The following is a 20,782-nucleotide window of genomic DNA, read 5'->3' on the forward strand; positions in this document are numbered from 1 at the left end:
AACAAGCATGCTCTGCGCCACGAGCTGTCCCGCCATCACCTCGAGGTGGTCTTCAGGCCTGCCCATCGTCGTCCCCACCCGGATTAAGCCGGTCACGAAGCCCCTTGCCAGTCTTGAAGCGGATGGCGCGTTTTTCCGCTATCTCTACGGATGCGCCGGTCCGGGGGTTGCGACCCGTACGGGCGTCGTGCACCACCGTAAAGAAGGACCCAAAGCCCCGAATTTCAACGCGACCGCCACAGGAGAGGGCTGCGGTGATTTCACCAAAAATCACATCAACGACCCGCGTCGCATCCTTATGGGTGAGGTCCGGATACTGTTCTGTCAGACACTGAATGAGTTCCGAGCGGATCATGGTTGGGTCTCCCGAGAACAGTCGAAAAGGGATCCGGCCGCAACAAGGACCATCCGCTCCGGCTCGATCTCCAGCAGTCCGGCCTGCTGCCCATCCATCAGATTGACGAGATAGGCCGTCCCACGCCCGCCGATCATCGCGACATCAGCATAACCGACCGTGCTGCCGAGTGCCGCGACTGTGACGGAGTCAGAGCCGAAGCTGAAATCCATTGCACCGTTCCCAAAGGTCTCGGAGAAACACGACCACGTCCCCTCGAAAGGCCAAACAGTTGCTGCAGGGGTCGACGCAACAGCGGCGGGCTTGATTTCCGGCTGCGGCGGCTGCGCGGTTTCTACCGCCGTTGGAGCGGGTCGTGCGGTCTCGATCGGCTCACGAACCGGGGGCTGCTCAGCCGCGCCTGCACCCGGACGCGGTGGCGGCGCGGAAACTCTACGACAATCAAAAATGTCGCCAGACGCGGGTGATGACCAGATCATGGTGGTGGACGTGACATCCATCAGCCCCGTCCGATACCCGTCCATGTAGGTGATCCCAAAATTCCCGGGAGTGAACTCCTCGATCGACATATAAGGGAGGTGGGGTGCGTCGGGGCTGGTCGCGTATCCGTCGTAGCGATAAGAAAATACCCCGACACCGCAATCCCAGACGCCGAAGAAGGCGTCCCACTCCGGCAGTTCCTCAGGCGGCAACGGCAGCAGGCCCGTCAGAAATGCCTTGGCCCCCTCTTCCGTGTCCACTCGGACCTGTTCTCCCGCGGCAAGCACAGCCGCGGCCTGCTGCCGGATCGCCTCACGAGTTCCTGGCCCAATTAGCCCATCAACTGTGCCGTCATAATACCCTCGCCGCTCGAGGCGTTGTTGAATGACATACCGCTCGTCCTCCGAAAGTTGGCTGAACGCTCGGTTAACCGCCTCCGGGGAGAACGGAACCGTGCCCGCAAGCATCGTCCCACTACCTGGCGGATTTTCCTGCGCCTGCGCCGTCATCCCCATCATGGCGAGGAATGCCGCCACACCGATTGTTCTGATCATCCAATATCCCCGTTCATACATTCAACCTTTCTCGCAGATCGGCGAACTCCGGATCTGCTGCATAAAGCCGCTCCATCTCGCGACGCGAATCCGCCTTCCGGCCCACCTGTTCATATAAGAGCGCCCGGTCATACCGGATCTGGCGCATCAGCTCATCCGGTCGATCTTTCCGGCGCCGGTTGGCCAACGTCAGGACGTCTATCGCGCCAGCCGGCATCCCAAGCGCGGCCAGGGCCCGCCCCCGGAAAAGCAGCACCGCTGTGTCAACGGGGGTTTCGTTCGCGACCCCTGCGGTCAGCCCAACAACCCGCTCCATCAGCGTCCGGTCCGTCGGCGTATCAAGCGCAAGCTCTGCGAAGGCTAAAAGAATGACTGGGTCAGTCGGGTCAAGCGTCAGGAGCCGGTCTATATGGGCCCTGGCGTCCGCGGATCGCCCCTCAAGCTGCGCGATCTCGATCAGCGCCAGCCGTGTGCCGCGCTCACGTGGGAAGACATGGGCGAAGATGTCCTCGGTGATCGGAAGGTTGACCTGTGCTGCGATATCGTATTTTGCGAACAGAGAACCAAGGTCCGAAAGACGCCCCAGAACACCCTGAAAATGCGCCTTAGCCTGATCAAACTCTTCCCGACGCAAGCGGATCATCCCCGCCATCCAGGCCGCGTCCGGCAGATCGCTCGCCTCCTCCAGGGCAGCCAAAGCCGCATTCTGGTCGCCGTCATTCAGTGCGCAGATCCCATCAACAAATCGGCGCTCTTCCGTGGGCGTCATCAGGCGCTGGAAGAACCCGAGGCTCAGCCGGTCCCTTTTGGGCACCGCTCGGGCGGGTGCTGAAGCACCACGGCCGGATCTGTTCCGGTCATGGACCGTATAGAACAAACCGGTCCCCGGGATTCCGGCTGTTGCCCGGTTACCATGCGGGCTGATCGTGTATTTCGCGCCGGGTGGGCCGAAGGACAACGACGCCGTCGACTTGCTCAGGTTCAGCGTCACCCCTGGAGCAAGACGAACACGACGCCAGAACCGGAAACTCATATCACCCCCATTTTAGCAGTACCCGGCGCGCCGGATCCGGGACCGGGCTGCCGGGGTCTCTAGGTCACGATACCGGCCACCTGAGTAACGACGGCAGTCGAGCGCGTGTCCGTTCGCGACGGCGATCGCGGCGATGTCCTGCCCATCTAGATAACAGATCCCGACCCACCTGTCGTAGGTCCGGGTTCCGTCCAACACACAAGCGACGGTTTCGCCCTGAACAAGGCGCGCCATGAAGGTGCGGGCCTCACGGCCGACACGGGTTGAGGTCTCCGGCCCGTCCACTCCGTTGAGCCGGACGGGGGTCCCAGCCACGACGATCGTGTCCACGTCGCGCACGACCGTGACGCGGCCCTCCAGGATTCGGTCTGCTAGCGCCGGGGACGCCAGAACCCCGAGCAGGGCTGCAACCTTCCAGATTGAAATGCGCACAGAATTAGAGGGGCTCATTTTCAACAGGCGCTTCATCTCCGATCCCGCCCCGGATCCTTCCGCTCAAGGATCGCATCCATCTCGTTGCATTCCGCCCGCCAGATCTGATCGAGGCACTCATTCTCTGCCTGGTCATCAATCTGACGTCGTGTCTGTACCCAGCTCATCAGCTTCCGCCACCCGGCCCGGAGATGCTCAACCAGAGACCGCATCACGCGGGACCTACTCTCGAAAAAACGCTCGGAGGGGTTGTTTTGACGACGGAGCCCCAGACGGAAACGCTGATCCGGGCGCGACGATCGGCAGCCAGATGTGCCGGCTGCAACTCGACAATCCTGATCCGAAGCGGGGTCCGCACGTCCAATATCGGACGCAGAAGGTCTCCCGCGGCTTCGTTCAGCACACCGATCCGGACCGGACGCGACAGCCCAAACCGGGTTAACCAGCCCGACGGTCTCTGCGCAAAAGCCGCAACCGTCCCATCAGCTTGCGAATGCAACTCGACCGGGCTGTTCGGAGCGAGCCAAACTGGAGCGCGCTCCACGGCGAGCTCGGTTTTGTAAATCAGCGTCTGCATAGCAGTCACTTACATATAAAACTCGCCCCGATACAGATATGATTATTGATTATGGTCTACTGAACGACGTCCTCGACCAGGGCGTGCGCTCCTTCCGAAGCGCGCATTTCCGATCCGGTTTCCTGATCAAAATCCATCCCGATTGACTTGGTCGTTTTGGCGCCCAACTCCTTCAACATCTCGGTTTGCCGCAGCAGGTTCCCGCTCCCCTGCGAGAGCTGCCCAATCGCCACGTCGTAGGAGTCCTGCGCCTGGCGGAGACGGGTGCCGACCCCCTCCATACTGGAGACGAAGCCAACCACTTTGTCGTAGAGAAACCCGGCCCGTTTCGCGATCTCCTCCGCGTTCCGGTTGCGCCGCTCCACCGCCCAGACGTGGGAGACGGTCCGCAGCGCCATCATGAGCGTGGTCGGGGTCGCGATCGTGATGTGGCGTTCTAGCGCGTACTCGGTCAGCGCCCCGTCCTCCCGCAGCGCTTCGGAAAGCGCCCCCTCGATCGGGACGAAGAGGATCACATAGTCGACCGTGAACTCCTCGGCCGCCTGATACGCTTTCGCTGAGAGCCCGTTGATGTGGGACCGGATTGAGGCAACGTGGCGCTTGCGGGCGGCGGCGGCCTCCTCCTCCGTCTCCGCGTTGACCGCGTCCGTGTAGGCGACGAGAGAGACCTTGCTGTCCACCACGAGGGACTTCCCGCCTGGGATCCGGACGACCACGTCAGGCCGGAGCCGCTCCCCATCCGTCCCGGTCCGGTGCGCCTGGGTCTCGTACTCCTCCCCCTCGCGCAGGCCGGACCGCTCAAGGATGTTGGCGAGGATCATCTCCCCCCAGGCCCCCTGTTTCTGCTGGTCGGACTTGAGGGCCCGGGTGAGCGCCGTCGCCTCCTTCGAGATGTCCTCGGACCGCTGCGTGAGGTTCCGGATCTCCGCCTTGAGGGCGGCCCGATCGTCCACGGTGGCCTGGTGGACCGCCTTCAGCTCCCGCTCAAAATGCCCCACATGCTCCTTGAGCGGGGTCAGGGTGGCGTTGAGCCGTTCGATATTGGTTGCGGAGAAGGCCTCCCCCTGCACCTTGAGCGCCTCGCGCGCCAGCTCGCCGAACTTCGCCTCCATGTCCGCGCGCACCCGGGAGAGGATCTCGATCTTCTCCGCAGCCGCCTCGCCTTGCGCCTTCAGCTCCGCCTGCAGCTTGTTGACCTGCCCGGTGAGGGCCTGCTTCTCCGCGCCGGCCTGGTCGAGCTTCCCGCGCAGGTCGCGCACCTGCCCGTCCCGCTCCGTGATCTGGGCGCGCAGGTCCGTGAGGGTCTCCGAGGTCCGGGTCGCCGTGGTCTTCGCCAGCGCCTCGGCCGCGCGAAGGTCCGCCTCGAGCTGGCTGATCCGGGATTTCAGCGTGCTGATCTCCTCGGATTTCGCCGTCCCGGCCGCCGTCAGATCCCGGACCTGGCCCCGGAGCGTGTCGGCCTGGGTCTCCCGGTCCCGGAGCGAGATCTCAAACCGGGCCTGGGCCGCCTCCGCCTCCTCCCGCTCCCCGCGCAGCTCGGTATCGAGCGCGGAGATCCGAGACGCGTCCTCGCGCGCTTTCTGCGCGTCCTCGTCGAGCTTGATACGGAGTTTGGACAAGTCCCCGTTAAGACGGTCGACTTCCGTCTTCCGCTCCTCGGCGAGCGCCTCTGCGCGGTTCGCGCCATTCAGGGCGTCACGCAGTTCAGCCTCTCGCGCAACCAGAGCGTCCCGGAGTGGCCCACTTCCATCTTTTGGTCTGCGAAAACTCAAGACAAGAACGAGCAGCCCAAGCAACCCCAAACCCACCAAAACTGGATCAGTTCGACCGATTAGCTCAGAAAAATCAGAAAACTCTGTCATAAAATAACCTCTATTCAGTCTACCCGACGATGATCCGCGTATCTTCGTCGTTCGTGTGCAAAAGTTCGAAATCTGTTCCAGTCCAACGGGCCTTACACCGCTCACGCCGATAGGTGTCACCCTGGTTCCAAACGGTTCCCAGCAGGTCTTCAATCAGGTCATCTAGGATCACGTCCTCCCCCACCTCGAGATCAGGTGGCAGTAGATAAGCGGCGAAAGGCAGATCCCACGCATATGGATAACGAAAGGTCCATGGAATGATGACGTCCCACTCTTGCGAAAGTCCGAAAAACTGGGTGGCACGATAATCCCCATCGCAACGGACCTCTCCGGTCTCTCGGTGCTGTACGACCTGATATTTTGTCTGGATTTCAGGGTTTGGCTCAATCTTCTTGATAAGCGGGCGAAACCCCTGCTTCACAGCCCTATTCATGGCCTTCAGGCTGCGCGCCGTAGAGATACGTCGGATCTCAGGGGCCGGTTCAAACGGGGTCATGTGGGATAATCCTTATGGTGGGAGCCTCAAGGCGAAAGCTGACGCAGAGATCTGGTTTCGACTGAAACAGGCGCAGCGCATCCTGCTCTGGAAGTTGATCAATCTGAACGACCGCGTAATCACACAATCGGCAGCGTCCCTCCTCCAACTGGCCACGGCTCACCCCTTTCGGGCAGTGAACCCGTTTTAGGAAGTTGCCGTCATCGTCCCAAAGTGTCTTGGTGATCGGGTTATACTGCATGGGACGTTTTACTCCTCGGCTTCTGCAGGCTTGAGGCTCACCAGGTCAGAATTATTCGCCACATCGCCGCACAGTCGCTTGCGCGCGATCTCTAGCTTTTCAGCGGGGGTGGCCGGCTGCCAGCGCTCTACGAACTTGAAAATCTTGTGAAGCTCGGTTCGGATCTCGCGGGCCCTACGGTCTGAAAAGACGACCCCCTCAGGCTCAGAAGCAACGAGGACAGCCCCCGGCACGCGGCGAACCGCCTCACTGAAAGAAAAAATAAAACCCAGGTGTGCCAACAGCGCTTCATCATCAGGTCGTTCCGAGGCCTGACCAACATGGTTGAGATATGACAGCCATCCATCCACAAGGATTAGGCAGGGCGAATGGTCGGATAAAACGTTCATGAGGAGATTAGACGGAGGAGGAGTTCCCGTACGATCATGATCCGCAACGATCTCATAGGCTTCCCGCCCACCGATCTGCCAGGCGATCTCACCCCACAGGGTTTTGATTTCAAAATCATCCAAGGCATCACCCACCACGCGCGGATGGCTGACTCCCCCCGTGATCACAACCCTATTTATTTTCTCGGGCAGGGCCGTCGAAGCCTCGGAAAATAGGCCGCGAAGCTCTGGGACGTTCAAAGAGGCCCCTGCACCGACCATATGATATAGCGCCAAGAGAGCGTGTGTTTTCCCGCCGCCCGAGCGCGCGTCCAGTTCATATATACTCGGCAGAAAGTTACCCGAGAGCCCACCAGCAACACGAATCATAAGATCGCGCAGCCCCGCAGTAAAATAGGTCTCTCGGAAGAATGCTTGGGGCGACCAAAATCTTTGCTCCGACAGTTTCGGTGGAATTCGGATATCCAGAGACCCCAAACCCTCATTGAGAAGTGCGACACTGGCACATGCGCTATTCTTTAAATTTTCAACCATAGCATTAGGATACTTTTATTCATATTTTCAAAGCATTATTTCGCTCAAAGTAGCTGGCAGTTCTGCGCGCCGTAAGCGCGCATCCAGACGGTCGGACGCATTTCTTCATCCGATAGAAACGTACGAACGCAGAACATGGGCAGACGAGGCAGTACGGAGACAAATCGTCCCCATTCACACTCGATAGGGAAGTCCTGCACCCAGCCCGACCATGTCCCAGGCATCATGGCCCGATAATGCTGCCCATCATGCTCAGGGATGACCTCCTCATTCTCCCAAGACTGGAAGATCTGTTTCGCCTCCGCATCGATGTGGGGAAGAATGGGCGCATGGAAATCAACCTCAGACCGCTCGACGAAGCGCTCAAGGGCATGCTTCCCGAAGCTCACGCCTTCGGTCCAGATTGAAATCCCCGCGCGGCGCGCTTGGAAGCGCACTCCGATGTAGGTGATCGCCTGATCGTTGTATTTCAGGAGTTCATCCGGCTTCTGAAACGTCATCGTTTTAACGTATCGGCCCACCAGCAAGAACCGCTTGCCACAGGAAGAGGCGGAGACATTGGTCACTCCAGTTTGACGTTTTGCCCGCGCCAGAAGTCGCTTGACGCTTTTGGCGTTGGGACGTGCTTCCATGATCATATCAAACAGGCGTTCCGGAACTAGGGGCTGGCTGGATGCTGTCGTCAAAGCCTCTCGGGCCCGTCCTCGCTTGAAAGACTCTCTCATGGACTTGGATGTCGAAAATTCCCCGTGACGCATCTGCATAGGCCTGTCCTCCCGCTCCCCATCCGATTCGCTGTCTGTGAGACACACTTATGGGGAACGACAATTACTGTCAAGTTGGGTGTAAATTTTCAATATAATACCTGAATTAACATTACACCCCATGTTAAGTTAACCTCCCAGAACTCCACACACATTCCTCTACAGCCGCCCTTAATGGCGTCCCGACCCCAACGGGTGCGCGCCGCATGTAGTCAAGGGATGCCTGCCGCTCAGATTGCGAAAAATCATCAGACAGAACGCTCAGCGCTCGCCGCACTGAGAACGAGGCGCCATCGGACAGGCGCGCGGTGAAGTTGGGTGGCAGTGCGGTCCAGATGACCGCATCAAAGTCAGCTTGACCCAGGAACTCTTCAATACCCTGAACAGCAGACGGGTGCCGAAGCGCGGCACGTCCGCTGGCCGCACCAGACACCGCGACAGCCCATCCCACATCTTCTTTGTGGTAAAGACCCTCGCGCGCCGCAAGGTTATCAACGGCATCACCGATATTACTGAAGGCGCTCTGCGCAACAAAGGTCCGGCAGGGAGCGCCATGCTCCTCATCAATGACAAGCGTCAACCGTCGCCGCCCATCCGGACCCGAGATGCGGCTAAACTCGAGAGGAAGGTGAGGCCCGGCCAGCCTGAAGTCACTCTGAACCATCAAGTTTCGCGGATCCCAGATCAGAGACCCCCAAGCGCAAACACCAACCTTCACGAAACCATCACATTCGAGCTATTGAACATATTTATCCTCGATCCATCTTCTTTTGTGTACTGCGCTGCGAGCGCCATATGTAAACTATTATTTGTCAAGTTTAGCGTAACATCACATTTTATGTTGACACTCAACAAAACAGATGGCAGAAGGCCATCATGATTGAACATGACAACGACCTCACCCTCGAAGAAATCAGCAAAGAGACCGACGTTTCCATCCGAACCCTGCGGTCCTGGATTGACGAAGGCCTACTGGAACCGCCCGACAAATCCGGACGTGGCGCCCGCTATCCGCGAGAAAACGTGGACCGCGTATGGTCGGTTCTGGCCTTGAAGGCGCAGAAGCGGTCGCTGAAGGAGATCGCTGAAATGTTCATTATGGCCGGCCCTTCGGACTTCCAGGATTGGGCAGCGCAAGCGCCCCGATCAAACACGAACGTGATCGCTTCCTATGTAGAGAATAATGTTCCACAGGAGGCGCGCGGCACGCCCACCAAGCCGCAATCTTTCGTTCATCTGGATGATCCCGATGTGTCGGCATCGATGTCGCCGGAAAAGCAGGACTACCTGCGCCGGAAACACATGCCGACGGGTGGCCGTCCGGACAAACCCCGGATGAGCAGCCGTGCACGACGTGAGGAGGAAATCACCGCAATTGAAGACCTGATCCCTGAACTCGAACGCATTTTAGGCTCAGTGAAACCCCCAAGGCGGGTCAGATCGGAACCATGGATCCGATTACCCGTCACGTTCGGCTTCGAACTCTCTGTACGCGGCGATCTATCGCCCCGTGAGAGGCACGTTTTCGAACAATTCGCGGGCGAACTCAGAGCCTTGTTAAGAAGAAGGGATCAAGATGAACGAACTGAACTTTACCCTGACGGCCGGCGTTGACCGCAAGCTGTTTTGGGAGGGTGGCGACTCTGTGCGCTACCTTGTGGCACGACTCAATGCCGCAAAATCCGATGACACGCGTGTTGCGGCGCGCCAGCCACTGAACATCGCCATGGTGATTGATGCCAGCGGCTCCATGGGAGGCGGCAAACTGGCCGCAGCCCAGATGGCGGCGATCGGACTGGTCGAACGCCTGTCTGCTGACGACCGTATCAGCGTGGTGTCTTTTGCAGAGGATATTGTCGTGCATATCGACGGCATGCAGGCTGGAGCTGAGACGCTCCCGCAAATCCGTGCCGAGATTTCAGGCATTCGTACACGCGGTATGACCTTCCTGTCAGGCGGGTACTTTGCGGGCGTGGAATGTGCGGCATCCATTACTGCTCAAGATCCGACAATGATCCCACGCGTGCTTTTGCTAAGCGATGGGCATGCCAACCAGGGCCTGACCGATCCGGACGAACTGTTTGAACATGTCGGCCAGTTGCGCCAGCGCGGTGTCCTGACGTCGACCCTGGGCATCGGGGACGGGTATGATGAGCACCTGCTGCGCGGCATGGCCGAACATGGTGGCGGGCGCCTCCATGATGCCGAGCTGACAGAAGAGATCACCTCTATTCTGCATGGGGAACTCGACGATATTCTGTTGACGGTGGTCGAGGACGCAAAACTGCACCTGACCTTCCCTGACAGCGTTCAGGTCGATCTTCTGGGCACCCTGCCGCATGTGGCGCATGGGAACGGCGTCGACGTGACCCTGGGTCCCATCCAAAACGACGTTGAGCGCGTGGTCGTATTCAAGGTGACTTGCCCGATGGCGGATATTTTTTCGCAGCAGCTGGATTTCGTCGTCATGACCCTGGGTCAAGACGTGGAAACCGGGGAAGCTGTTTCGGTCGGACCCGAAACCATGACGCTGTCTGCCGCATCCGCAGTCGAGAATAACGCCCAACCACGCGATGACGCCCTCGCGGCAATCGTTGCGCGCATCTGGAGCGCACATATCATCGCGACGGCCGCGCGGTTCAATCGTGATGAAGCCTATCGCGAAGCGGAAGAGTACGTAGCCGAACAGGTGCATCATTTCCGCCGTTACGTGCAGGGTCTTGATGGGGCCGACGACATGGTGCGCGAACTGCGCATGCTTGCGGGCCGTGTTGGGCGCCGCATGTCGTCGCGCAGCACCAAGGAGATGTATCTCCACAGCAACCGCGTGTCGTCGAGCCGGACAGACCGCCGCGGGATGAAACCGAGCTGGAGTGATCGCCTGCGTGACGACCGTTAACGGTTACACCAGACCCAACCGCCCTGATCCCGGCTGAGGGATCAGGGCGGCCTCTCCTCACCGCAGCCTGCCATACCGCATGACGTGTCATGCGCATGAATGTCTGCGGCCGCTCGCTACAGTTTTTATCCGAGGCTCCACATGACCCAAGCATCATCTGTCATCCCCCTGTCCCGTATCCCCTTGGTTTCCCCTTCCCAGGTGAAGTCTGCCGCGTTGAACGATATCCCCTACGCCCAACTGTCAAAGAAATACGACACCCTGCTGAGCCATCTTGCCGGGCCGCTCACACCGCGGGTCCTTCGTGTCTTCGGCCATGAACACGCCCCGCTTTACATCCTGACAGATCCCGCGCGCCGCCAGGTCTGGAACGCCTGCCTCGCTGCAGAATACCCGGAGGGAGATATGGCCTACTTGCGCCGGAATTTCCTTATGGAGCGCTCCAAGCATCTCCTGGAAGATGCCTTTGGAAGCGTCCCGGATGGGTTTCAAGGGCTGCTGCGCCGTGCCGGTGAGACCGGACATGATCCCAACTACTACACCTTCTGGCATGATCACCTGACGCATTTTCCGGAGGACTTCGCGTATGTTTCAGGGCGTCTTGAGATCTGTGCGGATCTGACAGAAGCGCTCATGAAGCTTCCCGCCCCGCTGCGCCGGTTGCGCATCTACAAATGCTTCAAGAACATGCGCGACCTGACCGATTTCGTCACGGCGATGACGGCGGTGCATGGCGGTACTCCCTCGGATGAGATCTGGGACGACATCCGTGAGCAACTCTATGCAGGGCAGAGCCCGCTCAAGATACTGCTTAAGATCGTTGATGCAGTGCCCTGCCCACCCCCTTTCATCACCGGGGATGATCGTTTCCGTCACCTCGGCTCAGTCAAGGCCCTGAAATCTGCCGGGCTCAAGTTCCACAACTGCCTGCGCTCGGCTTTCATGATCAAGGATGTCATTCGTGGCCCCTCGCAGTGCTACGAATTCCTGGCTGGAGATGAGCCCTGCATGGTCGGCCTGACAACGGATGGCCCCTTTGGCTGCCGTCTGGATGATATCCGCGGCCTGAAGAACAAATGCGTCTCTGACAAAACCCAGAAAATTGTCGAACAGGCCCTTGCGGAGCACGGGATCGTCAAACGCCGCAGCGTGATTGCTATCGCGGAAGACTGGGAGGAGCGCTACGAGCGCTCTGACGATACCGACTTTTCCGCTTTTGACATGGATCAGGAAGACCTCATCCAAGAACTGGCGCTGCATATGCGCCTTCTCGATGAAGACGATATTCAAGGGACAGAATGACGTATCAGGACACTGCTATTTCGTACCACCTTCTGACTGCCCCAGATGACCGGGACGGCATTTTTGTCATGCACAATGCCGCCCGCCATCTTCGGGCGGACGGGCACCACCTGCGCTGCGTCGATCTGATCGACAACCCGCACCTGGAAACGCTCGACCTGTCGGCCTGCGCAACGCCGGTGCACCTGACGGTGCGGGGCTGCCCCAAGCTGGCCACGGTTCTCCTTCCGGTGGCCCCGGAGGGGGCGTTCCTTCACTGGGAATTCGGAGACATGGGCAGCCCAGTTCAGATCTGCGGAAGCCTCGCATCATTCGACAGCTGTCAGCCGGATGGGCATACATGCCAGATCAAGACGGACGGGCCGATGTATGACCACTCTCTGCTCGTGCCGCCAGGCGCAGCCCCGCGCACGCCAATCGAAGACACGGCTTTGTTCATCCTTCTCGCCCCTCCCGAAGGGCTGCACACACTGGCACCGATCGTCACGCCCAACCTCCGGGCCGTGCACCTGCACGGCCTTACGAACACGGACGACCTCGACCTGAACGGCCCCGCGCTCACTCAGGCCCAGATCGTCAACCTGCCATCGCTCAAGCACCTTAAGGCCGGGCCGGAGATGTCAGCCCTGTCCATGGACCGCTGTCCGGAATTGTGCACGCTCACCGCAAGCGGATCGGTCCTGCGCATCCACCGCAGCGGTGGGAGCGAGATGGATCTGGTGGGGGTTTGGGACCACGCGCATTTCGTGGCCGTCAACGCGCGCTTGAAAAGCGGTCTGATCGGGTCGACACAGGCCCATAACTGTCGCCACATCTTTTCCGACACGGCGAGCCTGTCAAACGCGACCGCTCCTCTGGCGGCCTTGCCGTCCCCAGACGCAATCCACGACCCCTATTGGCGGACCACGCTGCACCGTTGGGTCACCACAACCCATTCCCCGTCGGCTGTTCTGCCCGCCCTGAAGATTCTGCACGCCCTTCTGGAGACCGAGGGCGATGCTGATGAGCTTTGGGCCATGCGGCGTCACCTGCACCAGCGGCATGCCAAACTCTCCCATCTGGGCCCGGGACGCAGCGCTCTGTGGAAAGCCCCCCGGGACCTCGCCTTCGAGACCCAACAGGCGGACTTCGCCCTGTGGCGCGCATGCGTCTCACAGGGCGTCGAGGACACGGCCTATCAAGCCGCATTGAACACCCTTCCCTGGGTCCTCCCGATGGCCGTTCTGGCGCGCGCCGCACGCAGCGCCTCCTCAGAACAAGATCAGCAAGCCTTGTTGACCTGTCTCTCGGCCTCGATCAGCAACATGCCGACAGGGTCGGACATTCCCGCAAAACACCAGGAGCCCCACCAACATACGCTGGTCGGGGTTGCGCGTCTGATCGAGGGATTGCTGCCCCTGCGCACCCACCCCACGGCCGCATCCATATTCTGGGATCTGCCGGCATTCCTCGAAAAAACCCTACCGGCTTCCTCCCGCCTCTCTCCTTTGGCGGCCCTCAATCAGATGGGGCTGAGCAGCGCAGGGGCACAGCTTCTCGCACAGGCCCGAGACCTGCTCAAAGACAACCCGGATCTGGCCGCGAGGTTCCATGCCGCAGCGCTCCAACCTCCGCGCACGGACCTGCTGGCTGCCATTCAGAAAGGACACCCCCAACATGCCGACTAACGCGACACCGGACCAGGTCAGCACCATCCTCGAGACGATGATTGACGCGCTCCATGCAGAGCCAAAAGACGCCGGTCTGATCCCACCCCTCATGATCTGGGGTCCGCCGGGCATCGGCAAGTCCGCCATCGTCCGGGGCCTAGCGGAACAACGGAAGATGGGGCTGGTTGATGTCCGCCTCGCACAGCGGGAACCGGTCGACATGCGCGGCCTGCCGGTCCCGGACGGGGACAGCGTGCGGTGGCTGGTGGCCTCGGAATGGCCGCGCGATCCGGACAGCCGCGGCATCATCTTCTTTGACGAATTGACGGCTGCCGACAGCACGCTTCAGGCGGCGGCCTATGAATTGATCCTGGACCGCCGCCTTGGTGATCTCTACCGCGTCCCGGATGGCTGGTACATCGTGGCAGCCGGCAACCGCCTCGAAGACCAGGCCGTGGCGTCCACCATGTCCTCGGCCCTATCGAACCGGTTCTGTCACCTTGAAATGGCCCCCGACACGAGCGCCTGGCTGGGATGGGGACGCAAGGTTGGCCTCCACCCCACCGTTCTGGGCTTCCTGGCCTGGCGGCCAGATCTGCTGTTCAAGATGGAGAGTGACAGCCAGCGCGGATGGGCCAGCCCGCGGTCCTGGGAGCGGGTCAGCTATCTGGTAAAACTGTTCGACACGGCAGGCGACACGCCACAGGAGGACCTCCTCGCACTCCAGATCGCGGGGTTGGTTGGCGAAGCGGTGGCCACGGAATTCCTCGCCTTCCGTCATATTGCGCTCGAAGGCCCCTCCGCCGAGGACATCCTGCTGCGTGGTCAGGAGCCCATGGTTCCACGGCAAGGAGACCGCCGCTTTGCGCTCGCCTCCGCCCTCATCCATGTCGCTCTGACACATCGGCAGCGGCACCCGTCCATCCTCTTGCGCCTTCTCGCGGTGACAGAAGCCTTCGGCGCCGACTTTGCCGCGATGATCGTCAATGCCGTGACGGATGTTCTGAGCGTGCCGGAACTCGAAGCCCTGATGGCGACACCGGAGATGGCCTCCTGGCGAAAACGTCACGGTGTTGCCATCGGCGGCTATTCGCGACCGACCGGATCGGCTTCCGCCACCTCAGCGCAGGAGGACATGTTCGACCTGGATACCCTTATGAAAGCGGCGCAATGATCCACGACGCCACAGACCCCGAAGCTGGGGAGATCGAAGCCCTCCAGCGCCTTAAACGCGAGGCTCAGGACGCACTGGAAAGCATCCGCGCCGGGTTCCTGCTCCGCCGGCCGTTTCTGGCGATGATCGCCATGCGGCTTGATCTGGTCGCGGTGATCGATGACCGTCTGCGCACGGCAGCCACGAATGGGAGCGTCATCTACTTCGATGCCCGGTTCTTCTTTGAGTGCTCCGAGGAGAAACGTCTGTTCGTCTTTGCCCACGAGGTCTGGCACTGCGCTCTTGGGCACATGTCCCGGGCCGCCGGGCGTCTTCCCAACCTCTGGAACATCGCGGTTGATCATGAAGTCAACTGCCTGCTCCAGGAGGACGGCTTCCCGCGACCGGACGATGCCGTGTACTTTGAAAAATATGACGGGGTGAATGCGGAAAGAGTCTATGATCACCTCGTGAACTCTGGCGCGGATCTCCCGTCAGGCTTTGACCTTCACCTGCCCCTTACGGGGCTGCCAGAAGAGGGCGGCGCGGGATCAGGTGACAACACGGTGCTGATCGACACGGACTTTCGGCCCTTCGATGCCCCGCCGAGCGAGGCGCAGGCCACGCGGATGCGCCTCGAGGCCGCACGTGAGGCTACGAAACGTCATGGCACCCTGCCCGGTCTGGTCGCGTTCGAGTTGGATCAGCTGGAGCGCGCGCGCACCGACTGGAGACCGATCCTGTCCCGCTTCGTGAAAAACGCCATGATGACCCGTCTCAACTGGTCACGACCGCAGCGCCGCCATGTCCACGCGGGTCTTTATCTCCCCAGTCGGCGGCGGGACAAAATGCGCATCGCCATCGCCGTCGATGTCTCGGGCAGCGTGTTCGATATCGCGCCCGCCTTCATCGCCGAGGCTATGGGCATCCTGTCCCAAAGCTCCGTGACGGGCATAGACCTGATGCTGTTCGATATTGCCATCCGAACACGGGCCAACCTGACCTCTCCAGATGATCTCCCCGCTATTCTCAAAAACTGTCAGGGCGGTGGCGGAACAGACTTCCGGCCTCTGTTTGTTGACGGCCTGTTGGATGAGACTGTGGCGGCCCTGATCGTGCTGACGGACGGCTTTGGTCCCGCGCCTGACACCGCGCCCAAAACCCCGACTTTGTGGGCCCTGACCACGGACGGTGAAAAACCAGCGCCCTGGGGCGAAATGATCCGCCTGCCAGACTTGACACCTTCCCCCGAGCGGCGGCTTCCGCGACTGTCAATGCGACATCCCCCGCGCAGCCCCCGTTGACCGCACCGCCCATTTTGGAAAGACCTCGTCCATGAGCATTTTTAGCTATTCAAATCACGCAGGAACCGCACTCCTGACACTGCTGGCCTTGACGTCTTGGTCTGGACGGGGCCAGGCGCAGGACATGGAGGCCGTCTGGGGTGTCTGGGGCGGGCGCGTTGGTGACGTCGAAATCAGGATGTGCGCACAATCTGAACCGGGGCAGCCATTCAACGACGACTGCGTCGCGATCTACACGACACAGGACTACAACATCGAACTTCTGGACCGAGAGAGCAGCACGACATGGAGCCCGAGGCTTGCGCGAGAACAGATCGTCAGCCTAGCCGTCCTCGAAGATGGCTCCGTCCGTCTTGAGAGGTCCCCAGCGGACCTTTGGTCAGGTGTCCCCCTCGCCCCGATAGACGGGCCGGCTGACACCAGGCCTTGCGTCTCTGACGCCTTCAACGCGCCCCGCATCTTCCTGCCCGATCCTGTCACAAGACCTGCCGAAATGGATGGGGTGCCGTATGAGGTGGTCAGTATCATCGACCCATCCGGGCATGGAGAGGTCACCACCTTCCGTCTTCCCGGCACCGGGGCCGGGATTGCAGCCATCAACGCGCGGCTGACCGAGGCCCTGCCGCAAGCGGCCGAGGAGGCCCCCTATTATGCCTGCACCCTCGATGCGCTCCAGGTTGGGGCGGGAAGCTTCTGGGAGCACCAGATCCAGCCCGAGTGGATAACAGACCGGTTCATCGTGGTGGAGGACGTCGAGGATGTCTTTTGCGGTGGCGCACGCCCGAGTTATGCGGTCGACTGGCGTGTATTTGATGTGGAGACCGGCGATGAAATCGACACGAGCGCATGGATCCGAGAGGACGCCTTCTACGACCTCGGACCCTATGCCGGACAGGGACCAGAAATCGGTGATTCAGAGGTGGCGAGAGGGTTTCGGGAACTGATGGTCGAGGCGTTCGCGGCAACGAACCCCAGTCAGTCCTGTCAGGATTTGCTGGACCTCGTCGAAACCTGGGACGTCAGACCAAGCAGGGAGGGACTGGTACTCACGCCATCAGACGATCTCGGGCCCGCGAGAGGATGCGCAATAGGGTTGTCCCTCTCGGTTGAGGCGATCACGCCTTACCTGACGGATGCGGGTACTATCACTCAAGGCTATCAATCGAAACTTAGAAATCGATAAGAATATCGGGGTCGCACACTGCCATGTTTGAAATCCGTATCGGATAAAATAAAGAAAAGAAGAGGAAAAAACAGCATGACATTTCCACACACCAGTCGAATTTATTGGTACCCTGGGTCTGGGAATGACTTAATGCCGATATTGCTAATGGCGCCAAGTTCTCACTGTTTCGGCGAGCATCTTGAAAGTAACTTTACTTCCAATAAAAAAACAGGCCTTCACCTCTGGCTCACTGATTTAGAGGGCTTAGATGATCCGCTCCGCCTCTTTGAAGCGGGGCAGCCCTATGCCAGTCTCTGGGACCAGTTCAATACTAAAATTAGCGATATTATAGTCGAAAATCACCCCAATCTGGATCTAAGTAAACGGTTTTCTGGAACGCACTTTTTAATCACGGCATATATTAGCCGTCAAGGTATTTCCGAACGCCATTGCTTTACCTACACAGTTGGCGACGCTCTCGAACTTTACAATGACTTCATCAAGCAAGATATAAATATAGTTTGGCTGACCTTGATAAAGTTCAATGCAATGTCTGGAACGATTGGACGCATGCCGCAACTTATTAAAAGAATTATTTCGAAAAATGGAACAACCCATCCCTCTGTTCCAGATCTAATTATAAGTGATGGCTACTTCTATTGTAAGGATCTTCCTTTTGAACGGCTAGGAAGTCGTTCTTCATTTTGGGGCGATCCGCACCATCAAATTGTGAGAGGTGGTGGCGTAAGAGGCTGGGGATTTGGCCGCACCTCAACAAACTGGGCTTTACCCCGTGTCTACGATCACTACATGAGTTTTATATTGAGTGATGAACTCTAACAGGTCGCTGAAATAGTCCTGCCTCGACGCGGTTACGAGAACATGATTCACCGTTGGCACGGAAACGGCGGGGTAATCCCCCCATTTTTACGGGGGCTCGGTCGTAGAATTTACGCGGCCATCTTCAGTTTCTGGGCGGGTGTCATGCCGCCGTTGGAAAAGGTATGTTTGCCAGAACTGCCCGTAGGGCCGATGACCCCGAGCCTGAGCAACCAAAGTCTCCTCACTTTCTTGATCCCGATTACGAAGGACCAAGCCAAGAGGAGCTTGAACGTGCCCGCAAACTTGAGCGCGCTATCCGCGTGCACAAGAAACGCCAGGCGCGAAGAGAGGCTGAGGAGTTTCTCAAAAGGGAACGTGAGCGAGATAGGGATCGCGACGGACCGGAACGATAACTCTAACTTTAGAGTTAAAGATAACATTAAAGTTAGAGTTAATGATATAGTTAAAGATAACGTTAGAGTTGACAATGTAGACGAATACGCGCACGCTTGGTCTCATGTTCGTAATCACCTTCGCCAATCCGAAGGGCGGGTCAGGAAAGACGACATCCGCCATGTTGCTGGCAGAGCAGATCGCTCTGTCAGGTGGCCGTGTCGCCGTCCTCGATCTCGACCCCAATGCCAACATCCTTGGCTGGTTCAACGCGCGCCAGTCTGAAGGGCGCTCTACGCCTTTCGGCGTCCATGCACGTCCGCAAGCTGAGGATACCGTCGCCCTCATCGACAGCCTCGATGGCAGTGCCGACTACCTCATCATCGACCTTGAAGGGTCGAAGGATCAGATCGTGACTTACGCGCTCTCGCGCACTGATCTCTGTCTTATCCCGATGGACGGCTCTCCGATGGAGGCGCGGCAAGCGGCACAAGCCGTTCGGCTGATCGAGACGACTGGCAACATGATCCGCACACGGATTCCCTACGCACTTCTCTTCACCAGAACGAATGCCGCCTTCCAGACGACCGATGAGCGGGATGTTCGGAGCGAGATGGAGCAAAACAACATCTCCACCTTGCCCGTGCGCATTGCCAAGCGCGCGCCCTACACACGCATCTTTCGTGACAACGTGCTGCTTTCAGAGCTTCCTGCGATCATCGAGGCAGAGACGGAAGGCAAGTCGGCCTCCGTCACTGACAAGGCGCTCAAGCAGGTCATCTCCGCTATCGAGAACGCCCAAGACTATGCGCAGACGGTCATCGACCATCTGACGAAGGCGAGGGCGGCATGAGCGAAAAGGCCAGCAAATACGGATTTGGAGGAGGCATTCAGCTTCCCAAACAAGAAGCGGCACCATCGCTGCCAAGACAGGAAGCCCCTGATCTGAGCAAAGCGCTCAAGGCGGGCAACGACCTTGGCTTCGTGAACCGCGAGCCATCCACGCGCCGCAAGCCAGGGCCGAAGAGAACAGAGCCGCAGGACAAGGTTTCCATTCCTGGTCCGAAGCGGATCATCGACCGCTATCGCGCCTACTGCGCGGAACGCAATCTGACCCTCTGGCAGGGTTTGGAAGACCTTCTGGACGAAGCCGAGCGCCGCTGATCAGGGGCGGCCGCGCCGCTCAAACCATTTCCGGCAGAAGCCGACAAAGGCAGCGTCAGGGTTTCTCGGGGCTTCGGTCATCCACCCACGCCATTCTTGTTCGAGCACATAAACGTCCCAGCCTGGCGCGGCTTCCTTCGCCTTGGCATACACGTCAGCACTCAGGCGCACGCGGGGCAGGGGCTCAGCATCGACAATATCCGAGGCGAGCAGCGTGCCCCGATTGGTGAAGGTTACGTTGTCGGACACTTCATCGAAGCGGACGTTGTAGTCGGGCAGGTGGTCATGATCGACCAGGTGTCGCACGGCACGGCGGAACTCCTTGAGAGACGACTTCGAGCCAGACTTCTTCAGCAGCGTATCGAGACCAATCGTCCAGCTTGCCTGACGCCCGCAATGCTTGCGCGCGATCTCATAGACCCGCCGTTCAATCGGCTTGCGCAGACGAAAATAGTCCTTGTGAAGTGTCAGAACCTCTTGCGCCTGGATCGCGTTGAACACCCAATTTGAAAGCTCGACCTCGCACCAGAGCAGACGCCCATCCAGCCCATGCTTACGGCGGATCGAGGCCGCGTCGATCAGTCCGAACGTGTCATATTGCTCTTCATCGCCCGTGCGGATGTTCGTGCTGATCCGAGTTCCTGACAGGCGGTCAATCGCTTCGACAAGCGCCGCATAGTCTTTGCCTGCCGTTCCTCGGTTGGTGAAGATCAAAAGGTCATGCGTGTTGATGCGCACGCGCCGCGAAACGGCCTCACCCCCCCTCAGTTTGTGCATGATCTGAGAGATGCAGTAGATCAGGATGTCCTTGTCGTAGATCGTCGCCAAGCCCTTGTAGCTTGGCTTGATTTCGACCCAGTTGCCGTTGTGGTCATACCGTCGAACGGCCATCTCGGGCTTCTTCGACAGCGAGTAGAACGGATGCTCCATGTGCTGCATCACGTCCTTGAGCACCGCATCGGCCACATCGCAGATGAACAGGTCATGCTGCGGGTGCCGATCCGGCAAAAGGGGTAGACTCGTGTTCGGGGTTTCACACACCATGGCATCATATTCGGGGTTTCACACACCCCCGTCAACAGGTTTCGGGGTTTTACCCACCGCCCCACCAGATTCGGGGTTTTACCCACCAAGATTCGGGGTTTTACCCACCGATTACGAAAAATAGAGCCGATTCATCGTTTATTTTCAATGCGTTGCGAGGTTTCCAGAAT

At 59.4% G+C, this 20,782-nt stretch carries 22 protein-coding genes; 10 read left to right on the top strand and 12 right to left on the bottom strand.

Annotation, left to right across the window (positions count from 1 at the left end; all coding sequences use genetic code 11):
- Window positions 1–52 precede the first annotated feature (52 nt).
- The 11 genes from M3N55_RS12145 to M3N55_RS12195 form a co-directional block, all read right to left on the bottom strand.
- The gene (locus M3N55_RS12145) at window positions 53–355 is read right to left on the bottom strand and encodes an HU family DNA-binding protein (protein ID WP_249059423.1); all 303 of its coding nucleotides are present in this window, start codon (window positions 353–355) and stop codon (window positions 53–55) included.
- Window positions 352–1,389, bottom strand: coding sequence for a peptidoglycan-binding domain-containing protein (locus M3N55_RS12150; RefSeq protein ID WP_249059427.1), 1,038 nt, complete (start codon window positions 1,387–1,389; stop codon window positions 352–354). Before M3N55_RS12150 ends, M3N55_RS12145 begins: the two co-directional genes overlap by 4 nt.
- 13 nt (window positions 1,390–1,402) lie before the next feature.
- Window positions 1,403–2,422: a DUF4236 domain-containing protein gene (locus tag M3N55_RS12155; RefSeq protein ID WP_249059429.1), complete on the bottom strand. Its 1,020-nt coding sequence runs from the start codon at window positions 2,420–2,422 to the stop codon at window positions 1,403–1,405.
- Window positions 2,423–2,434: 12 nt separating this feature from the next.
- Entirely contained in the window at window positions 2,435–2,890 is a 456-nt protein-coding gene (locus M3N55_RS12160; protein WP_249059432.1) for a thermonuclease family protein, read from the bottom strand.
- Between the two features lie 175 nt (window positions 2,891–3,065).
- The gene (locus tag M3N55_RS12165; protein WP_249059435.1) at window positions 3,066–3,431 is read right to left on the bottom strand and encodes a hypothetical protein; all 366 of its coding nucleotides are present in this window, start codon (window positions 3,429–3,431) and stop codon (window positions 3,066–3,068) included.
- A 56-nt stretch (window positions 3,432–3,487) separates the two neighbouring features.
- Window positions 3,488–5,293, bottom strand: a complete 1,806-nt coding sequence (locus M3N55_RS12170) for a DNA recombination protein RmuC (protein WP_249059436.1) — start codon at window positions 5,291–5,293, stop codon at window positions 3,488–3,490.
- A 19-nt stretch (window positions 5,294–5,312) separates the two neighbouring features.
- Window positions 5,313–5,789, bottom strand: a complete 477-nt coding sequence (locus M3N55_RS12175) for a hypothetical protein (protein ID WP_249059438.1) — start codon at window positions 5,787–5,789, stop codon at window positions 5,313–5,315.
- Window positions 5,776–6,030: a hypothetical protein gene (locus tag M3N55_RS12180; protein ID WP_249059440.1), complete on the bottom strand. Its 255-nt coding sequence runs from the start codon at window positions 6,028–6,030 to the stop codon at window positions 5,776–5,778. The genes M3N55_RS12175 and M3N55_RS12180 overlap by 14 nt, the downstream gene beginning before the upstream one ends.
- An 8-nt stretch (window positions 6,031–6,038) precedes the next feature.
- Complete coding sequence (locus tag M3N55_RS12185) at window positions 6,039–6,953, bottom strand: DUF499 family protein (protein ID WP_249059441.1); 915 nt, start codon at window positions 6,951–6,953, stop codon at window positions 6,039–6,041.
- Between the two features lie 44 nt (window positions 6,954–6,997).
- A complete protein-coding gene (locus tag M3N55_RS12190; RefSeq protein WP_249059443.1) occupies window positions 6,998–7,717 on the bottom strand; it encodes a hypothetical protein in 720 nt (239 codons plus the stop codon).
- 124 nt (window positions 7,718–7,841) lie between these two features.
- Window positions 7,842–8,297, bottom strand: a complete 456-nt coding sequence (locus M3N55_RS12195) for a hypothetical protein (protein WP_249059444.1) — start codon at window positions 8,295–8,297, stop codon at window positions 7,842–7,844.
- Between the two features lie 296 nt (window positions 8,298–8,593).
- Here M3N55_RS12195 and M3N55_RS12200 point away from each other — a divergent pair, with 296 nt between their 5' ends.
- The 10 genes from M3N55_RS12200 (at window position 8,594) to M3N55_RS12245 (ending at window position 19,568) form a co-directional block, all read left to right on the top strand.
- Window positions 8,594–9,331, top strand: coding sequence for a helix-turn-helix domain-containing protein (locus M3N55_RS12200; protein WP_249059446.1), 738 nt, complete (start codon window positions 8,594–8,596; stop codon window positions 9,329–9,331).
- Window positions 9,294–10,616: a vWA domain-containing protein gene (locus M3N55_RS12205; RefSeq protein WP_249059457.1), complete on the top strand. Its 1,323-nt coding sequence runs from the start codon at window positions 9,294–9,296 to the stop codon at window positions 10,614–10,616. Before M3N55_RS12200 ends, M3N55_RS12205 begins: the two co-directional genes overlap by 38 nt.
- 141 nt (window positions 10,617–10,757) lie before the next feature.
- Window positions 10,758–11,918 carry a hypothetical protein gene (locus M3N55_RS12210; protein ID WP_249059459.1) on the top strand — a complete coding sequence of 387 codons (1,161 nt, stop codon included), beginning with the start codon at window positions 10,758–10,760 and terminating at the stop codon, window positions 11,916–11,918.
- Window positions 11,915–13,585: a hypothetical protein gene (locus tag M3N55_RS12215; RefSeq protein ID WP_249059461.1), complete on the top strand. Its 1,671-nt coding sequence runs from the start codon at window positions 11,915–11,917 to the stop codon at window positions 13,583–13,585. The genes M3N55_RS12210 and M3N55_RS12215 overlap by 4 nt, the downstream gene beginning before the upstream one ends.
- The gene (locus tag M3N55_RS12220) at window positions 13,575–14,741 is read left to right on the top strand and encodes an ATP-binding protein (RefSeq protein WP_249059464.1); all 1,167 of its coding nucleotides are present in this window, start codon (window positions 13,575–13,577) and stop codon (window positions 14,739–14,741) included. The genes M3N55_RS12215 and M3N55_RS12220 overlap by 11 nt, the downstream gene beginning before the upstream one ends.
- On the top strand, window positions 14,738–16,024 hold the full coding sequence (locus M3N55_RS12225; RefSeq protein WP_249059466.1) for a vWA domain-containing protein: 1,287 nt from the start codon (window positions 14,738–14,740) through the stop codon (window positions 16,022–16,024). The genes M3N55_RS12220 and M3N55_RS12225 overlap by 4 nt, the downstream gene beginning before the upstream one ends.
- A gap of 124 nt (window positions 16,025–16,148) precedes the next feature.
- Entirely contained in the window at window positions 16,149–17,207 is a 1,059-nt protein-coding gene (locus tag M3N55_RS12230) for a hypothetical protein (protein ID WP_249059468.1), read from the top strand.
- A 75-nt stretch (window positions 17,208–17,282) separates the two neighbouring features.
- A complete protein-coding gene (locus M3N55_RS12235) occupies window positions 17,283–18,029 on the top strand; it encodes a hypothetical protein (protein ID WP_249059469.1) in 747 nt (248 codons plus the stop codon).
- 499 nt (window positions 18,030–18,528) lie between these two features.
- Window positions 18,529–19,257, top strand: coding sequence for a ParA family protein (locus M3N55_RS12240; RefSeq protein ID WP_249059470.1), 729 nt, complete (start codon window positions 18,529–18,531; stop codon window positions 19,255–19,257).
- Window positions 19,254–19,568: a hypothetical protein gene (locus M3N55_RS12245; RefSeq protein ID WP_249059472.1), complete on the top strand. Its 315-nt coding sequence runs from the start codon at window positions 19,254–19,256 to the stop codon at window positions 19,566–19,568. The genes M3N55_RS12240 and M3N55_RS12245 overlap by 4 nt, the downstream gene beginning before the upstream one ends.
- On the opposite strand, the gene M3N55_RS12250 is transcribed toward M3N55_RS12245, so the two are convergent.
- On the bottom strand, window positions 19,569–20,576 hold the full coding sequence (locus M3N55_RS12250; protein ID WP_249059474.1) for a replication initiator protein A: 1,008 nt from the start codon (window positions 20,574–20,576) through the stop codon (window positions 19,569–19,571).
- Window positions 20,577–20,782 lie beyond the last annotated feature (206 nt).

Source organism: Roseinatronobacter domitianus (assembly GCF_023336755.1).
GTDB lineage: Bacteria > Pseudomonadota > Alphaproteobacteria > Rhodobacterales > Rhodobacteraceae > Roseinatronobacter > Roseinatronobacter domitianus.